Source organism: Spirillospora sp. NPDC048911 (assembly GCF_043198015.1).
Classification (GTDB): Bacteria; Actinomycetota; Actinomycetes; order Streptosporangiales; family Streptosporangiaceae; genus Spirillospora.
The window spans coordinates 412,995-434,975 of sequence record NZ_JBICUD010000011.1 but is presented as its reverse complement, the minus strand read 5'-3'; the positions used below and the strand labels follow the sequence as shown (position 1 = coordinate 434,975).

At 71.1% G+C, this 21,981-nt stretch carries 23 protein-coding genes; 13 read left to right on the top strand and 10 right to left on the bottom strand.

Annotation, left to right across the window (positions count from 1 at the left end):
- Positions 1-11: 11 nt before the first annotated feature.
- The 4 genes from glgX to ACGFNU_RS41205 form a co-directional block, all read right to left on the bottom strand.
- A complete protein-coding gene (glgX, locus tag ACGFNU_RS41220; RefSeq protein ID WP_392602054.1) occupies positions 12-2,111 on the bottom strand; it encodes a glycogen debranching protein GlgX in 2,100 nt (699 codons plus the stop codon).
- Between the two features lie 112 nt (positions 2,112-2,223).
- Positions 2,224-2,736, bottom strand: a complete 513-nt coding sequence (locus ACGFNU_RS41215) for a GNAT family N-acetyltransferase (RefSeq protein WP_392602053.1) — start codon at positions 2,734-2,736, stop codon at positions 2,224-2,226.
- 24 nt (positions 2,737-2,760) lie between these two features.
- The gene (locus ACGFNU_RS41210) at positions 2,761-3,309 is read right to left on the bottom strand and encodes a DUF4262 domain-containing protein (RefSeq protein WP_392602052.1); all 549 of its coding nucleotides are present in this window, start codon (positions 3,307-3,309) and stop codon (positions 2,761-2,763) included.
- A 47-nt stretch (positions 3,310-3,356) separates the two neighbouring features.
- Positions 3,357-3,563 carry a hypothetical protein gene (locus tag ACGFNU_RS41205; RefSeq protein ID WP_392602051.1) on the bottom strand — a complete coding sequence of 69 codons (207 nt, stop codon included), beginning with the start codon at positions 3,561-3,563 and terminating at the stop codon, positions 3,357-3,359.
- Here ACGFNU_RS41205 and ACGFNU_RS41200 point away from each other — a divergent pair.
- From ACGFNU_RS41200 to ACGFNU_RS41190, 3 genes are all read left to right on the top strand, one after another.
- Complete coding sequence (locus tag ACGFNU_RS41200) at positions 3,550-4,281, top strand: DUF72 domain-containing protein (protein WP_392602050.1); 732 nt, start codon at positions 3,550-3,552, stop codon at positions 4,279-4,281. The genes ACGFNU_RS41205 and ACGFNU_RS41200 overlap by 14 nt on opposite strands.
- 71 nt (positions 4,282-4,352) lie before the next feature.
- Entirely contained in the window at positions 4,353-4,934 is a 582-nt protein-coding gene (locus ACGFNU_RS41195) for a TetR/AcrR family transcriptional regulator (RefSeq protein ID WP_392602049.1), read from the top strand.
- The gene (locus ACGFNU_RS41190; RefSeq protein ID WP_392602048.1) at positions 4,924-5,316 is read left to right on the top strand and encodes a nuclear transport factor 2 family protein; all 393 of its coding nucleotides are present in this window, start codon (positions 4,924-4,926) and stop codon (positions 5,314-5,316) included. The genes ACGFNU_RS41195 and ACGFNU_RS41190 overlap by 11 nt, the downstream gene beginning before the upstream one ends.
- Positions 5,317-5,334: 18 nt before the next feature.
- On the opposite strand, the gene ACGFNU_RS41185 is transcribed toward ACGFNU_RS41190, so the two are convergent.
- Positions 5,335-5,463 (bottom strand): LPFR motif small protein, encoded by a 129-nt coding sequence (locus ACGFNU_RS41185; protein WP_392602047.1) that lies wholly within the window; start codon positions 5,461-5,463, stop codon positions 5,335-5,337.
- Between the two features lie 151 nt (positions 5,464-5,614).
- On the opposite strand from ACGFNU_RS41185, the gene ACGFNU_RS41180 reads away from it, so the two are divergent.
- Positions 5,615-7,234, top strand: a complete 1,620-nt coding sequence (locus ACGFNU_RS41180; protein ID WP_392602046.1) for a phytoene desaturase family protein — start codon at positions 5,615-5,617, stop codon at positions 7,232-7,234.
- Positions 7,235-7,262: 28 nt separating this feature from the next.
- Here the strand turns inward: ACGFNU_RS41180 and ACGFNU_RS41175 are convergent, their stop codons facing one another.
- Complete coding sequence (locus ACGFNU_RS41175; protein WP_392602045.1) at positions 7,263-7,751, bottom strand: SRPBCC family protein; 489 nt, start codon at positions 7,749-7,751, stop codon at positions 7,263-7,265.
- Positions 7,752-7,945: 194 nt separating this feature from the next.
- Here ACGFNU_RS41175 and rpsA point away from each other — a divergent pair, with 194 nt between their 5' ends.
- The gene (rpsA, locus tag ACGFNU_RS41170; protein WP_392602044.1) at positions 7,946-9,418 is read left to right on the top strand and encodes a 30S ribosomal protein S1; all 1,473 of its coding nucleotides are present in this window, start codon (positions 7,946-7,948) and stop codon (positions 9,416-9,418) included.
- Between the two features lie 171 nt (positions 9,419-9,589).
- Here the strand turns inward: rpsA and ACGFNU_RS41165 are convergent, their stop codons facing one another.
- Genes ACGFNU_RS41165 through ACGFNU_RS41150 form a run of 4 tightly spaced genes read right to left on the bottom strand, consistent with a single transcriptional unit; the run spans position 9,590 to position 14,061 of the window.
- Positions 9,590-10,945, bottom strand: a complete 1,356-nt coding sequence (locus ACGFNU_RS41165; protein ID WP_392602043.1) for a glycoside hydrolase family 36 protein — start codon at positions 10,943-10,945, stop codon at positions 9,590-9,592.
- On the bottom strand, positions 10,942-11,799 hold the full coding sequence (locus tag ACGFNU_RS41160) for a carbohydrate ABC transporter permease (RefSeq protein WP_392602042.1): 858 nt from the start codon (positions 11,797-11,799) through the stop codon (positions 10,942-10,944). The genes ACGFNU_RS41165 and ACGFNU_RS41160 overlap by 4 nt, the downstream gene beginning before the upstream one ends.
- Positions 11,796-12,743, bottom strand: coding sequence for a carbohydrate ABC transporter permease (locus ACGFNU_RS41155; RefSeq protein WP_392602041.1), 948 nt, complete (start codon positions 12,741-12,743; stop codon positions 11,796-11,798). Before ACGFNU_RS41155 ends, ACGFNU_RS41160 begins: the two co-directional genes overlap by 4 nt.
- A gap of 4 nt (positions 12,744-12,747) precedes the next feature.
- A complete protein-coding gene (locus tag ACGFNU_RS41150; RefSeq protein WP_392602040.1) occupies positions 12,748-14,061 on the bottom strand; it encodes an ABC transporter substrate-binding protein in 1,314 nt (437 codons plus the stop codon).
- A gap of 148 nt (positions 14,062-14,209) precedes the next feature.
- On the opposite strand from ACGFNU_RS41150, the gene ACGFNU_RS41145 reads away from it, so the two are divergent.
- The 8 genes from ACGFNU_RS41145 to ACGFNU_RS41110 all read left to right on the top strand — a co-directional run bounded on the left by ACGFNU_RS41145 (position 14,210) and on the right by ACGFNU_RS41110 (position 21,952).
- Positions 14,210-14,890, top strand: coding sequence for a FadR/GntR family transcriptional regulator (locus ACGFNU_RS41145; RefSeq protein WP_392602039.1), 681 nt, complete (start codon positions 14,210-14,212; stop codon positions 14,888-14,890).
- 93 nt (positions 14,891-14,983) lie between these two features.
- Positions 14,984-15,994 carry a LacI family DNA-binding transcriptional regulator gene (locus ACGFNU_RS41140; protein ID WP_392602038.1) on the top strand — a complete coding sequence of 337 codons (1,011 nt, stop codon included), beginning with the start codon at positions 14,984-14,986 and terminating at the stop codon, positions 15,992-15,994.
- 29 nt (positions 15,995-16,023) lie between these two features.
- Positions 16,024-17,286 carry an extracellular solute-binding protein gene (locus tag ACGFNU_RS41135; protein WP_392602037.1) on the top strand — a complete coding sequence of 421 codons (1,263 nt, stop codon included), beginning with the start codon at positions 16,024-16,026 and terminating at the stop codon, positions 17,284-17,286.
- A complete protein-coding gene (locus ACGFNU_RS41130) occupies positions 17,283-18,377 on the top strand; it encodes an ABC transporter ATP-binding protein (protein WP_392602036.1) in 1,095 nt (364 codons plus the stop codon). The genes ACGFNU_RS41135 and ACGFNU_RS41130 overlap by 4 nt, the downstream gene beginning before the upstream one ends.
- The gene (locus ACGFNU_RS41125) at positions 18,377-19,315 is read left to right on the top strand and encodes an ABC transporter permease (protein WP_392602035.1); all 939 of its coding nucleotides are present in this window, start codon (positions 18,377-18,379) and stop codon (positions 19,313-19,315) included. Before ACGFNU_RS41130 ends, ACGFNU_RS41125 begins: the two co-directional genes overlap by 1 nt.
- Complete coding sequence (locus tag ACGFNU_RS41120) at positions 19,312-20,187, top strand: ABC transporter permease (protein WP_392602034.1); 876 nt, start codon at positions 19,312-19,314, stop codon at positions 20,185-20,187. The genes ACGFNU_RS41125 and ACGFNU_RS41120 overlap by 4 nt, the downstream gene beginning before the upstream one ends.
- On the top strand, positions 20,184-21,053 hold the full coding sequence (locus ACGFNU_RS41115) for an SDR family NAD(P)-dependent oxidoreductase (protein WP_392602033.1): 870 nt from the start codon (positions 20,184-20,186) through the stop codon (positions 21,051-21,053). Before ACGFNU_RS41120 ends, ACGFNU_RS41115 begins: the two co-directional genes overlap by 4 nt.
- Positions 21,050-21,952, top strand: a complete 903-nt coding sequence (locus ACGFNU_RS41110) for a 5-dehydro-4-deoxyglucarate dehydratase (protein ID WP_392602032.1) — start codon at positions 21,050-21,052, stop codon at positions 21,950-21,952. The genes ACGFNU_RS41115 and ACGFNU_RS41110 overlap by 4 nt, the downstream gene beginning before the upstream one ends.
- Positions 21,953-21,981: the final 29 nt, after the last annotated feature.

Below are 21,981 nucleotides of genomic sequence, written 5' to 3'. Positions count from 1 at the left end.
TGGATGGCGGGTCAGATGCGGCGGAGCGCGATCAGCGAGCGGCTGGCCACGTCGAGCTTGTCCTGGGCCTTGAGGCGCTCACGTTCGCCCAGAGTGGTGGGGGAGACCGTGTCGAGGGCGTACTCCCAGCGTTCGCCGTACTCCGGCCCGGGCAGCGTGAACTCCACGTACTCGGAGTGCGCGTTGATGAGCAGGAGGAACGAGTCGTCGGTGATCCGGCGGCCGCGCGGGTCGGGCTCGGTGATGGCCTCACCGTTGAGGAAGACCCCGAGCGACTTGGCGAAGCCCACCGTCCAGTCGTCGTCGGTCATCGTGTCGCCGGTCGGCGTCAGCCAGGCGATGTCGGCGGGCCCCTCGCCGAGCGGGCCGCCCTTGAAGAAGCGGCGCCGGCGGAAGATCGGATGGTCCTTGCGGAGCTGCGCGAGCGCGCGCACGAACTCCAGTTCCTCCTGGCGGACGGCGTCCCAGTCGATCCACGACAGCTCGTTGTCCTGGCAGTAGGCGTTGTTGTTGCCCTGCTGCGTACGGCCGAGCTCGTCGCCGTGCGACACCATCGGCACGCCCTGCGAGAGGAAGAGCGTCGCCAGGAAGTTGCGGCGCTGGCGGGCCCGGAGTTCGAGGACCTCGGGGTCGTCGGTGGGCCCCTCGTGGCCGCAGTTCCAGGACCGGTTGTCGTCGGTGCCGTCCCGGTTGGCCTCGGCGTTGGCGTCGTTGTGCTTGCGGTCGTAGGAGACGAGGTCGGCGAGGGGGAAGCCGTCGTGGCAGGTCACGAAGTTGATCGAGGCCCAGGGGCGGCGCGCGCTGTGCTCGTACAGATCGCTCGATCCGGTCAGCCGGGACGCGAACTCCGGCATCGTCGCGGGCTGCCCGCGCCAGAAGTCGCGGACGGTGTCGCGGTACTTGCCGTTCCACTCGGTCCACAGCGGCGGGAAGTTGCCGACCTGGTAGCCGCCCTCGCCCACGTCCCACGGCTCGGCGATCAGCTTGACCTGCGAGACCACCGGATCCTGCTGGACGAGATCGAAGAACGCCGACAGCCGGTCGACGTCGTGCAGCTCGCGCGCCAGCGCCGAGGCCAGGTCGAACCGGAACCCGTCGACGTGCATGTCCAGGATCCAGTAGCGCAGCGAGTCCATGATGAGCTGGAGCGCGTGCGGGCTGCGCACGTTGAGCGAGTTGCCGCAGCCGGTGTAGTCGAGGTGGTAGCGCTTGTCGTCGTCGCGCAGCCGGTAGTACGAGGCGTTGTCGATGCCCCGGAACGACAGCGTCGGCCCCAGATGGTCGCCCTCGGCGGTGTGGTTGTAGACGACGTCGAGGATGACCTCGATGCCCGCCTCGTGCAGGGCCTTGACCATCGCCTTGAACTCCAGCACCTGCTCGCCGAGCTCGCCGGCGGAGCTGTAGGTGTTGTGCGGGGCCAGGAAGCCGATGGTGTTGTAACCCCAGTAGTTGGTCAGGCCGCGCGCGACCATCGCGTGCTCGGGGACGTGCTGATGGACGGGCATCAGCTCGACCGCGGTCACGCCGAGGTCGAGCAGATGGTCGATCATGACCGGGTGCGCCAGCCCCGCGTAGGTGCCGCGCTGCTCCTCGGGGATGCCCGGGTGCCGCTGGGTGAGGCCCTTGACGTGCGCCTCGTAGATCACCGTGTCGTGGTAGGCGGTGCGCGGCGGCCGGTCGTCGGACCAGTCGAAGAACGGGTTGATGACGACGTTCTTCGGCATGTACGGGGCGCTGTCGAGGTCGTTGAGGGTGTCCGGGTCGCCGAAGTGGTAGGAGAACAGCGACTCGTGCCAGTGCACCCCGCCCTCGACGGCCTTGCCGTACGGGTCGAGGAGCAGCTTGGCCGGGTTGCACCGGTGGCCCTCGTGCGGCTCGAACGGCCCGTACACGCGGTAGCCGTAGCGCTGTCCCGGGCCGATGCCGGGCAGGTAGCCGTGCCAGAGGTAACCGTCGACCTCGGGCAGCTCGAACCGTTCCTCGCGGCCTCCGGCGTCGAAGAGGCACAGCTCCACCCTGCGGGCGACCTCGGAGAACAGCGCGAAGTTGGTGCCCGTGCCGTCCCAGGTCGCACCCAGCGGATAGGCCTCACCAGGCCAGACCTCCGGCATCGTTCCCACTCCTCGGCCGAGTTGAGTGCGTGGCCTGTCGATTGTTGCGTACCCGCCGATGTTCGCGCGGCCACCGAACGAGATCGAGGTGTTACCCGTCAAGACGGATCTCTCACTCGTTCCGCCACACGATCTCCTCGCCCGACCGGCGGCCGGTGGGACGGAGACCGATCTTGCGGGCCACGGCGGCGGAGGCCGCGTTGCCGGGATGCACGGCGGCGGTGACCTCCCGGACGGCGTGGTCACGAAGCCAGCCGAGCATGGCGGTGGCCGCCTCGGTGGCGAAGCCGAAGCCCTGGTAGGGCATCCCGACGACCCAGGTGACGTCCGCCCGCAGTGCGGCCGTGCCGGGGGTGACGGTCGCCTGGACGTAGCCGACGGCCCGCCGGTCGCGGCGGCGGCGGACGATCCAGTTGAGCCAGCATTCCTGGTGGAACGGGGCGGGACCGGCGACGAGGTGCTCGTAGCGGGCGTGCAGCTCGGCGGCGGTCAGCGGTTCGCCGCCGATGAAGTCGTGCAGCCGGGGGTCACCGAGCACCCCGGCCATCTCGCCGGCGTCGTGGACCGCCAGCGGCTCCAGGACGAGGCGCTGGGTCTCGACGGTCTCGGCGATGGGCCCGAACACCCGCCGACCCTACGCCCCGCGCGCTCACAGGTGCCGGGTCCACGCGCCCTGGGGGTGTTGCCGGGGATCGAGCCACAGCCAGGGCTGCGAGTGGCGGAAGATCAGCTCGGTGCCGGGCTGCCACAGGTACAGCCCCTCGGGGTTGGGCCAGACGACCTGGAGGAAGGGCAGCGGGGGCCGCCGGTAGAACGAGAGCGCCCCCTTGAACAGGCCGTCGTACCAGCGTGGATCGACCGTCCGGAACGCGGCGGTCTGGCCGCGCACCACGTCCTCGCGCCGGCCGCCGTCCGCCGGCGCGTCGCCCTCGGCGGTCTGCTGGCCGAGCGTGTTGAGGATCGCCTCCATCTCGTAGATGTCGCCGCCGAACATCGCCAGCTCCGCGCGGCGATAGCTGTGCCAGAGCCCGATCGTGTAGGCCCAGCCGGGCCCCTCGGCGTCGCCGGGAACGAGGACCACGCTCCACCCGTACTGGCTGACGTGCACGATCGTGCGAAGCTCGAAGTTGTCGAGGCGGTCGCGGTCACCGTAGTCGTGGTCGATGATGCAGTGACACCCGGGGCGGCCGTCGGACATGAGCTTCAGCTTACGATCATTCGATGGCGGCATCTCACCCGGGAAGGCTAGCCGCCGAGTGTCTCCGGCCGCTCCGCGAGTGAGGCGAAATGGTCACCGGGTGCAGGAATGAGGCGCCGTTCGGTGAGGTCGAGCAGGCCGCCGACGTTGGTGATCTCGGCCGCGACCGCGCCGTCCGTCCGTACGCACCGGGGGTGACAGGGCGGTTCGCGGGTACGGGCCTGCCAGGAGGGAGGCGCGATGTTGATCGGCACGTCCGGTTGGCAGTACGCCGACTGGCGCGGGCGGCTCTACCCGGAAGAGGTGCCGCAGCGGCGGTGGCTGGAGCGGTACGCGGAATGCTTCGCCACGGTCGAGAACAACAACGCCTTCTACCGCCTGCCCAAGAGGGAGACGTTCGAGAGCTGGCGGGACCGCACGCCGGACGGGTTCGTCATGGCGGTGAAGGCGAGCCGTTTCCTCACCCACATGAAGCGGCTGATCGAGCCCGAGGAGCCGGTGGCGCGCCTGACGAGCGTCGCCGACGGGCTCGGCGGCAAGCTGGGGCCGATCCTGATCCAGCTGCCGCCGACGTTGCGGGCCGAGCCCGGCCGCCTCGCCGCCTGCCTGCGGTGCTTCCCTGATCGGGTGCGCGTCGCGGTGGAGCCGCGGCATCCGTCGTGGTGGACCGGCGAGGTGCGCGCCGTGCTCGAACGGCACGGCGCCGCGCTGTGCTGGGCCGACCGGCACAGCCGTCCGCTGACCCCGCTGTGGCGGACCACCGACTGGGTGTACGTGCGGTTCCACGAGGGGGCGGCGCGGCCGTGGCCGATGTACGGCGACCAGGCCCTCGCGACCTGGGTGGGGCGGATCGACGAGGCCGCGTACGACGAGGCGTACGTCTATTTCAACAACGACCCGAACGGCGCCGCCGTCCGCAACGCGGTCCGGTTCGCGGAGCTGGCAGGCCGGCCCCTGGCCCTGCACGCGTGAGCCTGCACGCCTGAGCCCGCACGCCTGAGCCCGCACGCCTGAGCCCGGGGCCCTTCGTTACGGTGGCGTCCGTGGGACGACCTGCCAAGTTCGATGCCGACCAGATCCTCGACGCCGCCGCGGCGCTGGCCGCCGACGGCGGCGCGGCGGCGGTCACCGTCACCGCGATCGCCGCGCGCCTCGGCGCGCCGAGCGGGTCGATCTACCACCGGTACGGATCTCGTGAACTGCTCCTGGCGCATCTCTGGATCAGGACGGTGCGCCGCTTCCAGGAGGGTTTCCTTCCGGCGTCAGAGGGCGACGACCTGGCGGCGGCCGTCCGGCGCGCGGCCTCGTACACGGTCCGCTGGGCGGCCGAGCATCCCGCCGAGGCCAGGCTGTTGCTGGATCAGGACGTCGATTCGCTGCGCTCGCGGTGGCCCGAGGATCTCGGGGCGGAGCTCTCGCGGCTCAACGTCGCCGCGATGGACGCGATGCGGAGGCTGGCCGGGCTCGCGGGCCACGCGGAGCTGGACCGCGTCCTGTTCGCGCTGGTCGACATCCCTCTCGCGGCCGTGCGGCGTCCCCTGCTGAAGGGGGAGGCCATCCCGGAATCGGCGACCCGGATGGTGGAGGCCGCGGCCCTCGCGGTAATTTTAGAGAATGTCCTCTAAAACTGTGGAAGAGCTCTACGCGGCCTTCGCGGCAGGCGATCCCGCCCGCCTCCTCGCCACGCTGCACCCGGATCTCGTGCTCACGGTCAGCGCCGGGATGCCGCTCGGCGTCGGCGGCGGCCACCACGGGCCGCAGGACGCCCTGCGCGACTGCTGGGGCGTCATCGTCACCGCGTACGAGACGGCGCCGGTGCCCGAGGAGTTCGTCTGGCCGGGCACCGAGCGCTGCGTGGTCTTCGGGCACTACCGCGGCAGGGTCAGGGCCACGGGAGCGCCCTTCGAAGCGGCTTTCGCGCATGACCTGAGGCTGCGCGACGACCTGATCGTCGCGTTCACCCAGATCACTGATACGGCCGAGTGGCCGGACGTGCCCGCGGCATGACCGCGCCGGGGCGAGGGGTTACGCGGCCCGGCGGCGCGACCGGCGGCGCGAGGGCGAGAGCAGCGAGGCGAGCACCCGGAACGGGAGCGTCACGACGTTGACGAGCGTGGAGACGATGGCCTGAAGTGCCGCACTGATACGGCGCATTGTGTGTTCCTCCTTTTTGGCATACGCCCAACCCATACCCGTCGCTCGTTTTCTACACTTCGGTAAAACCCTGACGTGCCTTATGCGAGGGTCGGCCTATCTTCTGCGGGCCGTGACCGGTAAGGCGCCATCGGCTGGGTAGGCGCTCACTATGGCTGATGTCGTGGTGATCGGTGCCGGGCCGAACGGGCTGGTGGCGGCGAACGTGCTGGCCGACGCGGGCTGGTCCGTCGAGGTACTGGAGGCCGAACCCGTGCCCGGCGGCGCGGTGCGCAGCGATCGGGGCGTCCACCCCGACTACGTGAACGACGTGTGCAGCTCGTTCTATCCGCTGGGCATCGCCTCGCCGGTGATGCGGGCCATGGAGCTGGAGCGGTACGGGCTGCGCTGGAAGCACGCGCCCGCCGTGGTGGCGCATCCGCTGCCGGACGGCCGTTGCGCGCTGCTCGAACGCGACGTGGAGCGCACCGCCGCGAACCTCGACGAGCTCGGCAAGGGCGACGGGGAGGCGTGGCTGCGGCTCTACCGGTTGTGGGAATCCCTCGGCGAGGACGTTCTCGGCCTGCTGTTCACCCCGTTCCCGCCGGTCAAGTCCGGGGCGTCGCTGGCGCTCAAGGCGCGGGCCGCGGGCGGGCTGCGGCTGCTGCGGTTCCTGCTGCTGCCGGTGCGGCGTCTCGGCGAGGAGGAGTTCACCGGCCAGGGCGGGCCGCTGCTGCTCGCCGGATCGGCGCTGCACGCGGACCTGTTCCCCGAGTCGGCCGCGAGCACCGCGTTCGGCTGGCTGCTGGCGATGCTCGGGCAGCAGTACGGCTGGCCGGTGCCGCAGGGCGGCGCGAGCGAGCTGACCACGGCGCTGGTGCGGCGGCTGGAGGCCAAGGGCGGGACGGTCCGGTGCGGCACCCGGGTCACCGAGGTGATCGTCCGGGACGGCCGCGCCCTGGGCGTCGCCACCGAGTCCGGCGAGAAGGTCCGCGCGTCCCGGGCGGTCCTCGCCGACGTCTCCGCGCCCGATCTGTACGGGCAGCTGGTCGCCTGGGAGCACCTGCCCGCGCGCCTGCGGGACGACATGCGGCGCTTCCAGTGGGATTTCGCGACGTTCAAGGTCGACTGGGCGCTGTCGGGGCCGATCCCGTGGTCCTCACCGGAGGCCCGGCGGGCAGGGACCCTGCACCTGGCGTCGGGCATGAACGCGCTGACGGACTTCGCCGCGCAGGTGGCCACCCGCCGCGTGCCCGCCGAGCCGTTCGCCCTGCTGGGCCAGATGACCACAGCCGACTCGTCCCGTTCGCCCGCGGGCACCGAATCGGCGTGGGCGTACACGCACGTCCCGCAGATCGTCGAGGGCGACGCCGGCCCCGACGGGATCACCGGGGCGTGGGACGAACGCGACAGGACGGCGATGGCCGCTCGCCTGGAGGCCCTGGTCGAGCGGTACGCGCCGGGCTTCGGCGACCTCATCACGGCCCGCCGCGTACTGTCGCCGCACACTCTGCAGAACCATGACGCCAACCTGCTGAACGGGGCGCTGAACGGCGGCACGACCGCCATCCACCAGCAGCTCGTCTTCCGTCCGACCCCGGGCACCGGACGGCCGGAGACCCCGGTGGCGGGCCTCTATCTGGCGTCCGCGTCGGCCCATCCGGGCGGCGGCGTGCACGGGGCCTGCGGCGCCAACGCCGCCCAGGCCGCCCTGCGCGCGCAGGGTCGGCTGCGCCGCCGGCTGGCTCCCGGCCTGTCGGCTCTCCAGCGCACCCTGATGCGCCCGCGCTGATCGCGTCGCTCAGCCGGGCACGCGCCGCCTAGCCGGGCACTTGCGCACTGGTGGGGCTGCCGACGGGGGCACCGGCGCCTGCCTGCTTCTTCTCCTGCACGAGGGCCGTCAGGTTGCGCAGCATCAGCCGGTTGCGCAGGTGCAGGATCATGTCGCCGGGCGGGCCGTGCAGCCCCGCGCTGATGCCGCGCAGCGGGTGCTCGTCGACGATGGCCACGGTGCCCTCGCCCCATTCGAGGAGCTGGAAGGCGACCCGGACGGTGCCGAGGAGCCCGACCTTGATCTCCAGTTCGAGCCGGTCGAGCGGCTCGCAGATCCGTACCACCGTCCGGTTCCGGTACTTCAGCGGACCCCAGCCGACGCTGAACTCGATCTGCGACCCGACGGCGGGCCAGGCGGGATCCTCGCGCAGGATCTCCTGGGTGCCGACCACCCAGTCGGCGTAGCGTGCCCCGTCCGCCAGGGCGGCCCAGACGGCCTCCCGGGGTGCGGCGAAATAGCTGTGTCGTACGGCCATTGCCACCGCCTACCCGCAGATATCACGAATTCACCCCCCAGAAAGGTCAGAAATCATCGGAAAAATTTTCGATCAAACCTATACTTGCCGGAACGAGCGCGATCCGCTGCCGCACGGTGAAGAGAGTGGGCCTATGACCGATTCGGCCGTCAGGGTGCAGACCGCCACCCTCGAACGGGCCTAAGGTCGGCTGCGTGGAAGACGAATACCCGGTCGAGAACTCATCTGAGCCGCCGCCCGCCGCCGTCCCGCCGAGCCCTGACGGGCCGGCCGTGGCGGACGGCGACCTTGTCGAAGGCACCGTCGTGCGCGTCGACGACGACCAGGTCATGGTCGACGTCGGCGCCGGGCACGAGGGTGTCGTCCCCGTCCGCGAGCTTTCGATCAGGCAGGACGTCGTGCCCGGCGACGTCGTGTCCGTCGGAGACCGCGTCGAGGTCCTCGTGCTCCAGAGGCAGGACGACGAGGGCCGCCTGATCCTGTCCAGGAAGCGTGCCCAGTACGAGCGGTCCTGGGGCACGATCGAGCGGACCAAGGCCGAGGACGGCACCGTCACCGGCACCGTCATCGAGGTCGTCAAGGGCGGCCTCATCCTCGACATCGGCGTGCGCGGGTTCCTGCCGGCCGCCCTGGTCGAGCGGCGGCGGGTCCGTGACCTGCGGCCGTACGTCGGCCGGGAGCTCGAAGCCAAGATCATCGAGCTGGACCGCAACCGCGACAACGTCGTGCTGTCCCGGCGGGCGTACCTGGAGCAGGCGCAGGGTGAGGCCCGCCGCACGTTCCTCGACAGCCTCCAGAAGGGCCAGGTCCGCAAGGGCGTGGTCTCCTCGGTCGTCAACTTCGGCGCGTTCGTCGATCTCGGCGGCGCGGACGGCCTGGTGCACGTCTCCGAGATGTCCTGGAAGCACGTCGATCACCCCTCCGAGGTGGTCGCGCCCGGCCAGGAGGTCACGGTCGAGGTGCTGGGCGTCGACATGGAGCGCAAGCGCGTCTCGCTGTCGCTGAAGGCCACCCAGGAAGATCCGTGGCAGCTGTTCGCCCGCACCCATCAGATCGGGCAGTACGTGCTGGGCCGCGTGACCAAGCTGATGCCGTTCGGCGTGTTCGTGCGGGTCGAGGAGGGCATCGAGGGCCTGGTGCACATCTCCGAGCTGGCCGAGCAGCATGTGGAGGTCGCCGATCAGGTCGTCCGGCAGAACGACGAGATCTTCGTGAAGATCATCGACATCGATCTCCGCCGGCACCGCATCAGCCTGTCCCTCAAGCAGGCCAACGCGGCCGACACGCGCGACGACTACTTCGACGCGACCCTGTACGGCATGCCCGCCGAGTACGACGAGCGGGGCAACTACAAGTACCCCGAGGGCTTCGACCCCGAGACGGGGGAGTGGCTCGAGGGCTTCGACGAGCAGCGCGACACGTGGGAGCGGCAGTACGCCGAGGCCTGGGACCTGTTCGAGCGTCACCGCGGGCAGATCGAGGCGACTCACCAGTCCGGGGAGTCCGGCGAGGAGCCGGAGGCGGGTGCGGACCCGGGCTCCGCACCCGCGGATGACGCCGAGCCCCCGTACTCCGACGGCGGAGAGACGTACTCCGGCTCCGATGACGCCGTGGCGACGGACGAGGCCCTCGCCGCGCTGAGGGAGAAGCTCATCGGGGGCCAGTAGACGGCGACAAGGCCTCAGCCGTGCCAACGGGGGCATGGCACGACCGAGGCCTTGCCTGGCGGGGGCCGGTCTGTGAGGAAACCCTGGCCCTCCCCAGCCCTTGCAGTCTCCCCCCGGCCGCGCCCCCGATCAATACGCCCGGACCGGATGGCGAGTTGTGGCCTAGATCCCCTAGCCGGCGGGCTTGAAGGGGGACGGGGGCGGGGTCGTGGCCAGGAGGCGGCGGGTGGTCTCCAGGCCCCACTCGTCGAGGTCGAGGACGCGGTCCGACGACGCGCGCAGCCCGCCGAAGCGTTCGACCGTCCGTGCCCACTCCTCCCGGTCCTCCATGGCGGGACGCGCGACGAGGCAGTCGGGGTCGTTCACCCAGAAGCGGCCGTGCTGCCAGGCCCGGGCGATGGTCGTCGTCGCGGCGGCGCGCTGGGAGGGCCGGGACATGTCGCCGGACGGCGGCTGCGTGGTGAGGCCGACGTCGGGGCCGACCCGCATCGCGTCCACCAGGCCGGCGCTGGGCAGGATCGGCGCGCCGCAGCCGAGCAGGTAGGCGCCGGATCCGGTCGCCTCCCGGATCACGTCGAGGCCGTGCCGGTAGGCGGCCAGGCCGGGCACGTCCGCGAAGCGCGGCCCGTCGAGCGCGCCCGCGTAGAGGAAGTCCAGCTTGAAGTAGTCGAAGCCGAGCTCGCGCAGGCGGGTGAAGACCTCCCGCAGGTAGGCCTCCGCGCCCGGGTGGGTGACGTCGAGGGCGCGCAGGCCCTGGTGCCAGTTCCAGCCGGCGTCGCCCATCAGCCACCCGGGATGGTCGCGGGCGAGGGCGCTGCGTTCGCCGGCGAGGAACGGGGCGACCCACACCCCGCACCGGTGGCCCGCGTCGCGGATGCGGCCCGCCAGCGCGGGGAGGCCGGCGAACGGGCCGGAGTAGTCGAGCCAGTCGCCGATCTCGGCCTGCCAGCCGTCGTCGATCTGCACGACGTCGACGGGCAGCTCCCGGTCCGCGATCGCGGCCACGTTCTCGATCACGTCCCCGGCGGTGACCCCGCCGAAGTAGTGGTACCAGGAGCACCAGACGGTCGGCGCCGCGCGCGGCGCCGGCATGCCCGCACGCGCCGCGAAGGCGTCCGCCCAGCCGGCCAGCGCGGACTCGATCGTGCCGGTGTGGCGGATCTCCTCGACCCCGCCGTCCGCCTCGATGCCGTCCGCGTCAGAGCCGTCCGCCTCGATGACGAGCCGGTCGCCGTCGAGGAGCGCCCGGATCGAGGGGACGCCGGTACGGCCGTCGCGCGCGGCGAACAGGCGCACCGGCGTGCCGTCGCCCGGGTCGACGGCGAGCAGGCCCTCGCCCTGGAAGCCGCGTGCCGGACCGGAGCGGCCCGGGCGCCAGCACATCGTCTGCATGACGTCGGGCCGCACGCGCGGCCGCTCGCCGGTCGCCGTCACGGGGTAGGCGGCGGACGGGCTCCAGCTCTGCCATCCGTGCTCGTACACGCGTCCCAGCCGGACGTCGACCGGCACCTCGGCGATGCGGTTCATCCCTTGGTCGCGCCTCCCGTCAGGCCCTTGACGAAATGTCTCTGCAGCAGCAGGTAGAGGATCAGCACCGGCAGCGTGGCCAGGAACATCATCGCGAAGACGCTGCCGAAGTCGGCCTGGTACTGGCCGATGGAGCGGTAGACGCCGGTGGTGACCGTGGTGCCCTGGCCGGGCCCCAGGATGATCAGCGGGTTGAGGAAGTCGTTCCAGATCCAGACCCCGAGGAAGATCAGCACGCTGGCGGTGGCGGGGCGCAGCAGCGGGAAGACGACCTGCCAGAAGATCCGCCACCGCCCGGCGCCGTCGATCGCCGCGGCCTCCTCCAGTTCCACCGGGATGGACCGCATGAACCCGGAGAACACGAACACGCCGAACGGCACGTAGTAGCCCACGTTGAAGAGCACCAGTCCCTGCACGGTCGTCATCAGGTGGAACGTGGAGAGGACCCGCGTGATGGGCAGCAGGATCACCTGCGGCGGGATCATCAGCCCGCACAGCAGCAGGAGCATGACCACCCGCGACCAGCGGCTGCCGGAACGCACCAGGTAGTGGCCGAGCATCGCCGACAGCAGGGTGAGGATCACCACCGAGAGCCCGGTGACGACGAGGCTGTTGGTGAGGCTCACCCAGAACAGCCGGTCGGGACGGCTGAGCACCGCCTGGATGTTGTCCAGCGTCGGCGGGAGGGGCAGCGACGCCGGTTCCTTGGCGATCAGCGGCCCGTCCTTGATGACGTTGACGCACGCCACGTACAGCGGGACGAAGAAGACCGTGCCGATCGCCAGCGCCACGAGCGGCCGCACCCACGGCGCCCGTTCCCCGCGCATCGCCGCCGCGGGCGAGAGCCGGGTCATAGCTGCACCTCGCGCCGTTGCAGGATCTTGAGGGCCACGGCGCAGGCGGCCGCGATGATGACCAGCATGACGATCGCCATGGCCGAGGCGTAGCCCTGCCGGTTGGCCACGAAGCCGGTCTGGATCACGTTGTAGGCGACCGTGGCGGTGGTGCCGGTGCCCGGCCCGCCCTTGGTGATGACCTGGACGTGGTCGTAGACCTTGAACGCCGAGATCAGCATCACCACCGTGTTGATGGTCAGCGCCGGGGCCAGCATCGGCCAGGTGATGTGCCGGAACCGCGACACCGGCCCCGCCCCGTCGATCGCGGCGGCTTCCTGGAGCTCGTGCGGCACGCTCTGCAGCCCGGCCAGGTAGACCACCACGCAGAAGCCGAGCATCTGCCAGGACAGGATGATCCCGAGCGAGTAGAGCGCGTACGCGGGATCCGAGAGCCAGCCCGGCGGCTCGGCGACGCCGAGCCCGCGCAGCGCCTTGTTGATGAGCCCGTCGTCGGCCATGAGCCGGATCCAGATGATGCTCACCACGACAGTGCTGAGGACGACCGGCGTGAAGAAGACGGTGCGCAGCGCGTTGTAGAACCAGCCGCGCCGGTCCAGCAGCACCGCGATCGCCAGCCCCAGCACGTTGGGCACCACGACCACGATGACGGTGAGGATCGTCGTCACCCGCAGCGAGAGCAGGAACTCCGGGTCCTGCATCAGGAGCCGGTAGTTGCGGAGCCCGACGAACCGGGTCGGCGGGCCGAACGGGTTGTAGTTGGTGAGGCTGTACCCGAAGCTCACGACGATCGGCGCGAGGACGAAGCACACGTACACCGTGATGCCCGGCGCGCCGAACGTGAGGAAACGCCACAGCTTTGGCCAGACCGGACGGCGGGCCCGGGTTCCCCGAGGCACCCGGGTCACGCCTCCGGTCTGGCGCGTCAGGACCCCCTGGTCCATCGCCTTAGGATCCCTTGGCCCATTCGGTGTCCAGGAACTTGCCGACCTGCTCCGGCGTCTTGCGGCCGGTGATCAGGTCCTGCGCGGCGGAGTCCCATTTCTCCACCACACCCGGGAGCATGCCGTCGTCTCCGGCCTCGAAGCCGAACGCGGGAACGACGGCCTTCGCCTGGACGCCCTGCCGGTACAGGTCGTAGCCGCTCTTGAAGACCGGGGCCGCGGTCGCCGGCGGCGTGTAGCCCTTGACCGCGGGGAAGAGCCCGTCGTTGGCGGTGGAGGTGTCGAGATTGGTCTTGTCGAGCTGGTAGCCCAAGGCGAACGTCTTGGCGGCGTCGAGGTTCTTGGCCTTGGCGCTGACCAGCAGGCCGCCGCCAGTGAACGCGGGCACGACGGGCTTGCCGTCCCCGGACGGCCAGAAGAACTGGCCGACCTCGAACTTCGGCTTGGTCTCCGGGTTGTCGGCCGCCGCCGCGAACCAGTTGCCCATCGCGTACATGGCGCCCTTGCCGTCCATGAACGCCTGCTGCGTCGCCGCGTAGTCGCGTGACAGGTCGCGCTTGTCGATGTAGCCCTTGCTCGCCAGATCGGCGAGCTTGCGGGCGCCGCTGACGAACTCGGGGTCGGCGAACTTCACCTTGTCCGCGCGCCGGTCGTGCATCCAGTTGGGGTTCTTGGCGTAGACCTCGGTGCCGAGGATGCCCGCCCAGGTCGGGCCGAGCGCGTCATGACCGCCACCGACGACCAGCGGGGTGATGCCCTTGCTCTTGAACTTGGCGCACGCCGCGAGGAACTCGGCGTACGTCTTGGGCGGGTTCGTGACTCCGGCCTTCTGAAAGAGGCTCTTGTTGTAGTAGACGACGGGGATCGTCTGCGTATTGGCCGGCAGCTGGTAGACCTTGCCGCCCACCGCGCCGTTGCCGGGGTTGGTGAAGTCCTTCAGCTCGTCCGGCCGCCAGGCGTACAGGTTGCCGCTCTCGGCGAACCCGGCCGGCGACACCGCCACCATCACGTCGGGGAACTGCCCGGACGTCAGGAGCTGCTTGGCGTACGCGGTGCGGTCCTGGGTGGGGGAGACGAGCTTCTTCACCTTGATGTCGGGGTGCTTGGCGGTGACGCGCTTGATGTTCGCGTCCCACACCTGGGGAGTGAGGTTCGGCGTCTCGAAGACGAGGAACGTGATCTCTTTCGAACCCGAGCCGGACGAGCCGCCCGAGTCGTCCTTCACCGAGCAGGCGCCCGCGCCGAGCGCCGCGGCACCGAGCACGAGACCCAGCGCCGCCGATAGCCTTGATGTCCGAGCCCCCGGACGTCGTGTCATGACCGGGTCCTCCCTTTCGCATCGTGAGCGGATGGAACTGGGTGGCCGGTAGGCGCATTAGATCCGACCTCTATGGCGCTGTCAACGGGGATCGATCAATGCTGTGGCATTCTCGGGCTCAAGACATCCGATCTATGGGGGAGCGGGCATGGCCGTCACCGATGAGGCGATCGAGCGGATCAAAGAGATGATCGTCTCCGGAGCGCTGCGTCCCGGCGACCGGCTCCCGCGCGAGGCCGATCTGGCGGCCCAGCTGGGCCTGTCCCGCAACTCGCTGCGCGAGGCGGTGCGCGCGCTGTCCCTGATGCGGGTGCTGGACGTGCGGCAGGGGGACGGCACGTACGTCACCAGCCTGGAGCCCAACCTGCTGCTCGACGCGCTCAGCTTCGTCGTCGAGGTCCACCACGACACGACCGTGCTGGAGTTCTTCGAGGTGCGGCGGATGCTGGAGCCGCACGCGGTCGCGATGGCGGCGATGCGCATGACCGACGAGCAGGTCGAGAGCCTGCGCGCCCATCTCGGCGAGGTCGGCGCCGACTCGTCGGCCGACGACCTGGTGGCCAACGACCTGGAGTTCCACCGGCGCATCGCCGAGGCGTCGGGCAACTCGGTGCTGTGCTCCCTCCTGGAGAACCTGGCGGGCCCGACGATGCGCGGCCGGATCTGGCGGGGGCTCACCCAAGAGGGCGCCTGGGGCCGGACGCACGCCGAGCACCAGGCCATCCTCGACGCGATCGCCGACCGGCAGCCCGATGTGGCGCGCGGCTGGGCGACCGTCCACGTCGCGGGCGTGGAGCAGTGGCTGCGCCGCTCCCTGCTCGACCCCTGATCCCCTGACCCGCCCGAGGGAATCGATCGCAGCCGGGAATTGATCGCGCCCCGGGGATTGACGCGTACCACAAACGTTTTCATACTCCCGGGCATGGGTGCTTCCGAGGACGGCGCCCGGGCGACGATCCGGGCGGTGGCGGCTCTGGCCGGTGTCTCCCCGTCCACGGTCTCGCGCACGCTCAACAACCCCGAGCTCGTCAACGCCGAGACCCGGCGGCGCGTGCTCGACTGTGCCGAACGGCTCGGCTACCAGCCCAATCGCGCGGCGCAGTCCCTCGTCCTGGGCCGCACGATGAGCGTCGGCCTGATCGTTCCCGACATCGCCAACCCCTTCTTCGCCCCGTTCATCAAGGGCGTCGAGGCCTACTTCCGGCAGACCGGCTACGCGGTCTTCCTCGCCGACACCGACGAGGACGCCACCACCGAGGTGCGGCTGGCCGAGGCCATGGTCGAACGCGCGGACGGGCTGATCCTGTGCTCGCCGCGCATGTCGGGGATGCGGGTGCGGTCGATCGCGGCCAAGACCCCCGTCGTGCTGGCCAACCGGCTCAGCCGCACGGTGCCGTCGATCACGATGGACGTCCGGCCGGGCATCGAGCAGGCGGTGACGCACGTCCACGCGCTGGGGCACCGGCGGTGCGCCTTCCTGTCCGGCCCGCTCGACTCGTGGTCCAACCGGCAGCGGCGCAAGTGCCTGCGCGCCGACTGCGCGGAGCGCGGCATCGAACTGGTCGAGCTCGGCCCGTACGAGCCCCGCTTCACCGGCGGCTACCGTGCCGCCGACGAAGTCCTGGCCGCGGACGTCACCGCGGCCTTCGCCTACAACGATCTCGTCGCGCTCGGCGTGCGGTCCCGGCTGTCGGACCGCGGCGTGCGCGTCCCCGGCGAGATGAGCGTGGTGGGCTTCGACGACATCCCGATGGCGTCGATGACCTCGCCGCCCCTCACCACCGTGGCGGTGCCGATCCCGGCCGTGGCCAGGACCGCCGCCGCGATGCTGCTCACGCGACTCGTCGGTGGGGCGCCGGGGGCGCCGCCACCCCCGCCGGCACCAGAGCTGGCGACCCGTCTCGTCATCCGGAGCACGACCGGGCCGACATAGGAGCCGGCTCGCCCAGGAGGACCACCCCCATGAGATCTCCGCGCCTCTCCGTCCCCTCCTTTCCTGCAGCCCCCTCCTCCCGTTCCGCCGTCTCCCTCGCCGCGGCGGGCTGCCTGCTCGCGGGCCTGGTGTCGTGCGGCTCGCCGGACTCGGGGGCCAAACCCGCCGCCGAGCCGGCGGCCGCCGACGTCAAGCTCCCGGGCAAGCCGGTCACGCTCAACATCGTCGACGTGGCCGGCAATCTGCAGCTCACCCAGCAGATCTTCGAGAACTACAAGGCGAAGAACCCCAAGCTCGTCAAGAACATCACCTACACCAAGGTCCCCGCGCCGGAGCTGGCCGGGAAGGTCAAGACCCAGCAGGACGCCGGGCGGCTCGACATCGACCTGGTGCTGACCGGCACCGACGGGCTGTCGGCCGGGCTGGAGCAGAACCTGTGGGTCGACCTGCTCGGCAAGTACTCCGACAAGCTGCCCGCCGTCAACAGCCTCTACCAGCCGCCCGCCGTCAAGATGCAGGAGCTCGCCAAGGGCAAGGGCGTCGTCGTCACCTACTACCCGTCGGGCCCGCTCATCGAGTACAACCCCAAGGCCGTGCCCAATCCGCCGAAGACGGCGCAGGAACTGCTCGCCTGGGCCAAGGCGCACCCGAAGAAGCTGATGTACGCGAGACCCGCCAACTCCGGGCCCGGCCGTACGTGGCTGATGGGCCTGCCCTACATCCTCAAGGACTCCAACCCCAAGGACCCCGTCGGCGGCTGGTCCAAGACGTGGACGTACCTGAAGGAGCTGGACAAGTACGTGGAGTACTACCCGACCGGCACGTCGCAGACCATGAAGGAGCTCGGTGAGGGGTCGCGCGACATCATCCTCACGACCACCGGCTGGGACATCAACCCGCGCGTCCTGCAGCAGGTGCCCAAGGAGATGAAGACCCAGTCCCTGAACGGCTTCACGTGGGTCACCGACGCCCACTACATGGTCGTCCCCAAGGGCATCTCGGGCGAAAAGCTCGGGCTGCTCGCCGACCTCATGAAGTTCGCCCTCACGCCCGAGCAGCAGGCGATCACCTACGACAAGGGCTACTTCTACCCGGGCCCGGCGGTGAACGGCGTGCCGGTGACGATGGCGCCGCCCGAGAGCCAGCAGGTCCTCAAGGAGTTCGGCCGGCCCGAGTACGAGAAGCTCATCGCCGACAATCCGAAGGTTCCGCCGCTGGAGTCCAAGGACATGGTCGCGGCCTTCGATAAATGGGACAAGGAGGTCGGCGGCCAGAAGGTGAAGAAGTCATGACGCCTGAGACCGTCACGGCGGGCGAGCGGCGTGCCGCGTTCGGGCATCTGCGGCTGGACGGCGTGACCCGCCGCTTCGGCTCGGCGGTGGCGCTCAGCGAGCTCGACCTGCGGATCGAGGGGGGCGAGTTCCTGGCGCTCCTCGGCCCGTCGGGCTGCGGCAAGTCCACCGCGCTCAACTGCCTGGCCGGGCTGCTGCCGCTCTCGGCCGGCTCGATCTGGCTCGACGGCGAACGCATCGACGGGCTGCCGCCGGAGCGCCGCGGCTTCGGGATGGTGTTCCAGAACTACGCCCTCTTCCCGCACCTGACGGTCCGCCGCAACGTCGCGTTCGGGCTCTCGGTGCGGCGGGCCGGCAAGGCCGAGATCAGGCGGCGGGTGGACGAGGCGCTGGCGCTGGTCGAGCTCACCGAGCACGCCGGCAAGCTGCCCGGCCAGCTGTCGGGCGGGCAGCAGCAGCGGGTGGCGATCGCCCGCGCCGTCGTGCTGCGGCCGCGGCTGGTGCTCATGGACGAGCCGCTGTCCAACCTCGACGCCAAGCTGCGCGTCCAGATGCGGACCGAGATCCGCAAGATGCACCAGGACCTCGGCCTGACCACGGTGTACGTGACGCACGACCAGGAGGAGGCGCTCGCCCTCGCCGACCGGCTCGTGGTGCTGCGCGCCGGGAAGGTCGAGCAGATCGGCTCGCCCGAGGAGGTCTACACCTACCCGTCGAGCACGTACATCGCGGGCTTCATGGGTTACCGCAACCTGCTGGAGCTGCCAGTCGTGACGACAGAGAACGGCAAGGTCGTGGTGGGGGAGGGCGCGTTCCGGCTCACCGGCGTCCCCCAGCAGGGCGTCCCCGGGCCGCGAGCGGTCGCCGCGGTGCGGCCGGAGGACTTCCGGCGCGCCGGGCCGGGCGATCTGAACACCTTCGACGTGCGGGTGGAGGTGTCGGAGTTCCACGGCCGGGAGGTGGCCGCCGAAGGGGTCACCGACGGCGGTCACGTCATCCATTTCCGGGTGCCCGAACGGGTCGCGCCGGGGGAGCGGATCGAGCTCGCGGTGCCGGTGGAACGGGTGCTCGTGTTCGGGGAGGGGGCGTGATGGCGGTCGACACCGAGCGAACGTCCCCGCCCGCGCCGCGGACGCCACGGAGGGCGCGCGGCGGCCTCCGGCACCGGCTGGCGGAACGCGGCGTCGACCGGGTGCTGCTCCTGCTGCTGCCGGCGCTGCTGGTCGTGATCGTGCTGTTCCTCTACCCGATGATGTACGGGGTCGGGCTCTCCCTCCAGCCGCAGAAGGGCGGCGGGACGCTCGCCAACTACCGCGTCTTCTTCGACGATCCCTATCAGCGCGACACCATCTGGAAGACGCTGCGGCTCGCGCTCCCCGCCGCGCTGATCAACGTCGGCGTCTCGGTGCCGATCGCGTACCGGCTGCGCGGCAGGTTCCGGGGGCGGCGGGTGCTGACGGCGATCCTCGTGCTGCCGGTGACGCTCGGGACGGTGCTGGTCGCCGACGGGCTGCTGCGCTACCTCGGGCCGAAGGGCTGGTTCAACCGGATCCTGCTGGACCTCGGCCTGGTCGACCAGCCGGTACGGCTGATCTACAACTACTGGGGCGTGCTGTTCTCGCTGATCATCACCGGTTTCCCGTTCGCGTTCCTGCTCGTGCTGGCCTACATGTCCGGCATCGACCCGACGCTGGAACGGGCGGCGGCGACGCTGGGCGCCGGGCCGTGGCAGCGGATCCGGCGCGTCCTGCTGCCGCTGCTGGCGCCCGGGCTGGCGACCACGTTCGTGCTGGCCTTCGTCCTGGCGTTCTCGGTCTTCCCGTCGGCCAACCTCGTCGGCGAACCGGCGGACGAGACGCGCGTGATGGCGATCGCGGCCTACCAGTCGGCGTTCGAGAAGTACGACTACTCGATGGCCTCGACGATCGCCGTGCTGATGGGCGCGTTCGAGCTGCTGGTCATCGCGGTCACGTTCGTGCTGCGCGGCCGTCTCTACACCGGTCCGGCGGCGGGAGGGAAGGGCTCATGAGCATCGCCGAATCCCCGCGGCGGCGCGGCCTGCCCGCCGGGCGCCTGCCCTTCGGGCGCGCAGGCGGCTGGCTCGTCTGGGGCTGCGTCGCGTTCTTCCTGCTCAACCTGGGCGCGCTGATCCTGTCGGTGGTGGTCAACTCGTTCGGCACCAGCTGGTTCGCCGGCTGGCTGCCGAAGGGGTTCACGACCGCGTGGTACTCCGACGCCTGGTCGGAGTTCGCGCTGGGCGAGGTGCTGCAGACGACGCTCGCGGTCACGCTCGCCGTCGTCGCGCTGTCGCTGCTCTTCGGGGTGCCCGCCGCGTACGCCCTCGCGCGCCGCGACTTCCCCGGCAAGCGGGTGGTGTTGCTGCTGCTCCTGCTCCCGGTGCTACTGCCGCCGATCACCTACGGCATCCCGCTCGCCACCGTGCTCTACAAGTTCCACCTGGCCGGGACGATGACCGGGGTCGTCGCCGCCAACCTCGTCCCGGCGCTGCCGTTCGTGGTGCTGGTGATGACGCCGTTCGTCGAGCAGATCGACACCAACGTCGAGTCGGCGGCGCGGATGTGCGGCGCGCGGACCCGGCAGGTGTTCGCCCGCGTCCTGGTGCCGCTCCTGCTCCCAGGCATCCTCGCCGCGGGCATCCTCGTCCTCGTCCGTACCGTCGCGATGTTCGAGCTGACCTTCCTCGTCGCCGACGCCGACAGCCAGACGCTCATCGTGGCGCTCTACAGCGCCGCGTTCACCCCGGGCATCCGCGCGGCCCAGGCCATCGACGCCATGGCCGTGATCTACATGGCGCTGTCGGCGACCCTGCTGATCATCGCGCTGGTGTTCGTCAACCCCACACAGATCGTGACCCAGGTGAAGGAGGCGACCGCCGAATGAGCGCCGTGAGATTCGACTACTGGGGCGAGCGGGTCCTGGTGACCGGCGCCGCCGGGCTGATCGGGCGCGCGCTGGTCGCGCGCTTCACCGAGTGCGGCGCCGACGTGGTGGCCGTGGACCGCGACGCCGACGGGCTGAAGGCCTTCCGGCACGTGCCACGGGTGACCACGGTGGCCGGCGACCTGGCCAGCGAGGAGGTCGCCGACGACGTCTTCGCCCGCCTCGACCGGGCCGGCGGCCTGGACGTGCTGGTCAACAACGCCGCGATCACCGAGGTCCGGACCCCGTTCATCGACATCGGCACCTCCCTCTGGGACGAGGTGATCGCCGCCAACCTGCGGTCGGCCTACCTCCTGTCGGTCCGCGCCGTTCGTTATTGGCGGGACGAGGGGCGCGGCGGAGTCATCATCAACATGTCGTCGCCGGGCGGCTCCCGGGCCCACGACGACCAGGCCGTCTACGACGTGGCCAAGGCGGGCCTGGAGGCACTCGCCCGCGCCATCGCCGTCGAGCTGGGCGGCCGGGGCGTGCGCGCCAACTGCATCGCCCCGGCGAGCGTCGTCGGCGAGACCCGGCCCGCCACCGACCTGCCCTCGGGACGGACGACGGCGCCCGAGGAGGTGGCAGACGCCGCCCTCTTCCTCGCCTCGCCCGCGGCCGCGCAGCTCAACGGGCACGTGCTCCGCGTGGACGGCGGCCTGCACGCCCGGCTGCGCACCGACCCGTCGCAGGAGCAGCAGCGGGACGCGGGCCCGCCATCGGGCCCGCCGCCAAGCCCACCACCGGAGCCGCCGCCGAGCCCACCACCGGGGCCGCCGCCGAGCCCGCCGGGAGCGAGCCTGCGGTGGGAGGGGAGCGACGCGTGAAGCTCGGCGGTGTCCTCTTCTTCCCGGTGACCCCGTTCGGCGCGGACGGGGGAGTCGCCGCCGGCGCGCTGGCCGAGCACATCCGCCGGGGCCTGACCCACGGCCCCGGCGGTGTGTTCGTGGCGTGCGGCACCGGCGAGTTCTCCGCGCTCTCGATCGCCGAGCACGACGTGGCGGTCCGCACGGCGGTGACCGCGGTCGCCGGCCGCGCCCCGGTGATCGCCGGGGCGGGCGGGCCCCTCGGCGCGGCCGTCCGGCAGGCCGCGCAGGCCGCCGAGGCGGGGGCCGGCGGCCTGCTGCTCATGCCGCCCTACCTGGCGCAGGGGCCCTACGCCGGCCTGCGCTCCTACGTCCGGGCCGTGACCGAGGCCGCCGCCGGACTCCCGGTGATCCTCTACCAGCGCGGCGGCGTCGTGCTCGACCCGGCCCAGGCGGTGGACCTCGCGCGCATCCCGGGCGTCGCGGGGCTCAAGGACGGCACCGGCGACATCGACCGCATGGCCCGCATCGTCCTCGCCGTGCGCCGCGAGCTGGGGCCCGACTTCACGTTCTTCAACGGCCTCCCCACGGCCGAGCTCACCGCCCCGGCCTACCGCGCCATCGGCGTGGACCTCTACTCGTCGGCGATGTTCGCGTTCGCGCCCGAGGTGGCGGCCGCGTTCCGCACGGCCCTCGACACCGGGGACGGCACGCGCGTCCAGCAGTTGACCGAGGGTTTCTACGCCCCCTTCGCGGAGCTCCGGGCCACGACGCCCGGCTACGCGGTGTCGCTCGTCAAGGCCGCCGTCCGGCTCAACGGGATCGATGTCGGCCCCGTCCGCCCGCCCCTGGCCGAGCCTTCCCCGCCGCATCTCGCCGAGCTGACCCGGATCATCGAGGCCGGACGGGCGCTCATATGATCACCGGGCTGAGCAGCACGCTCCACCCG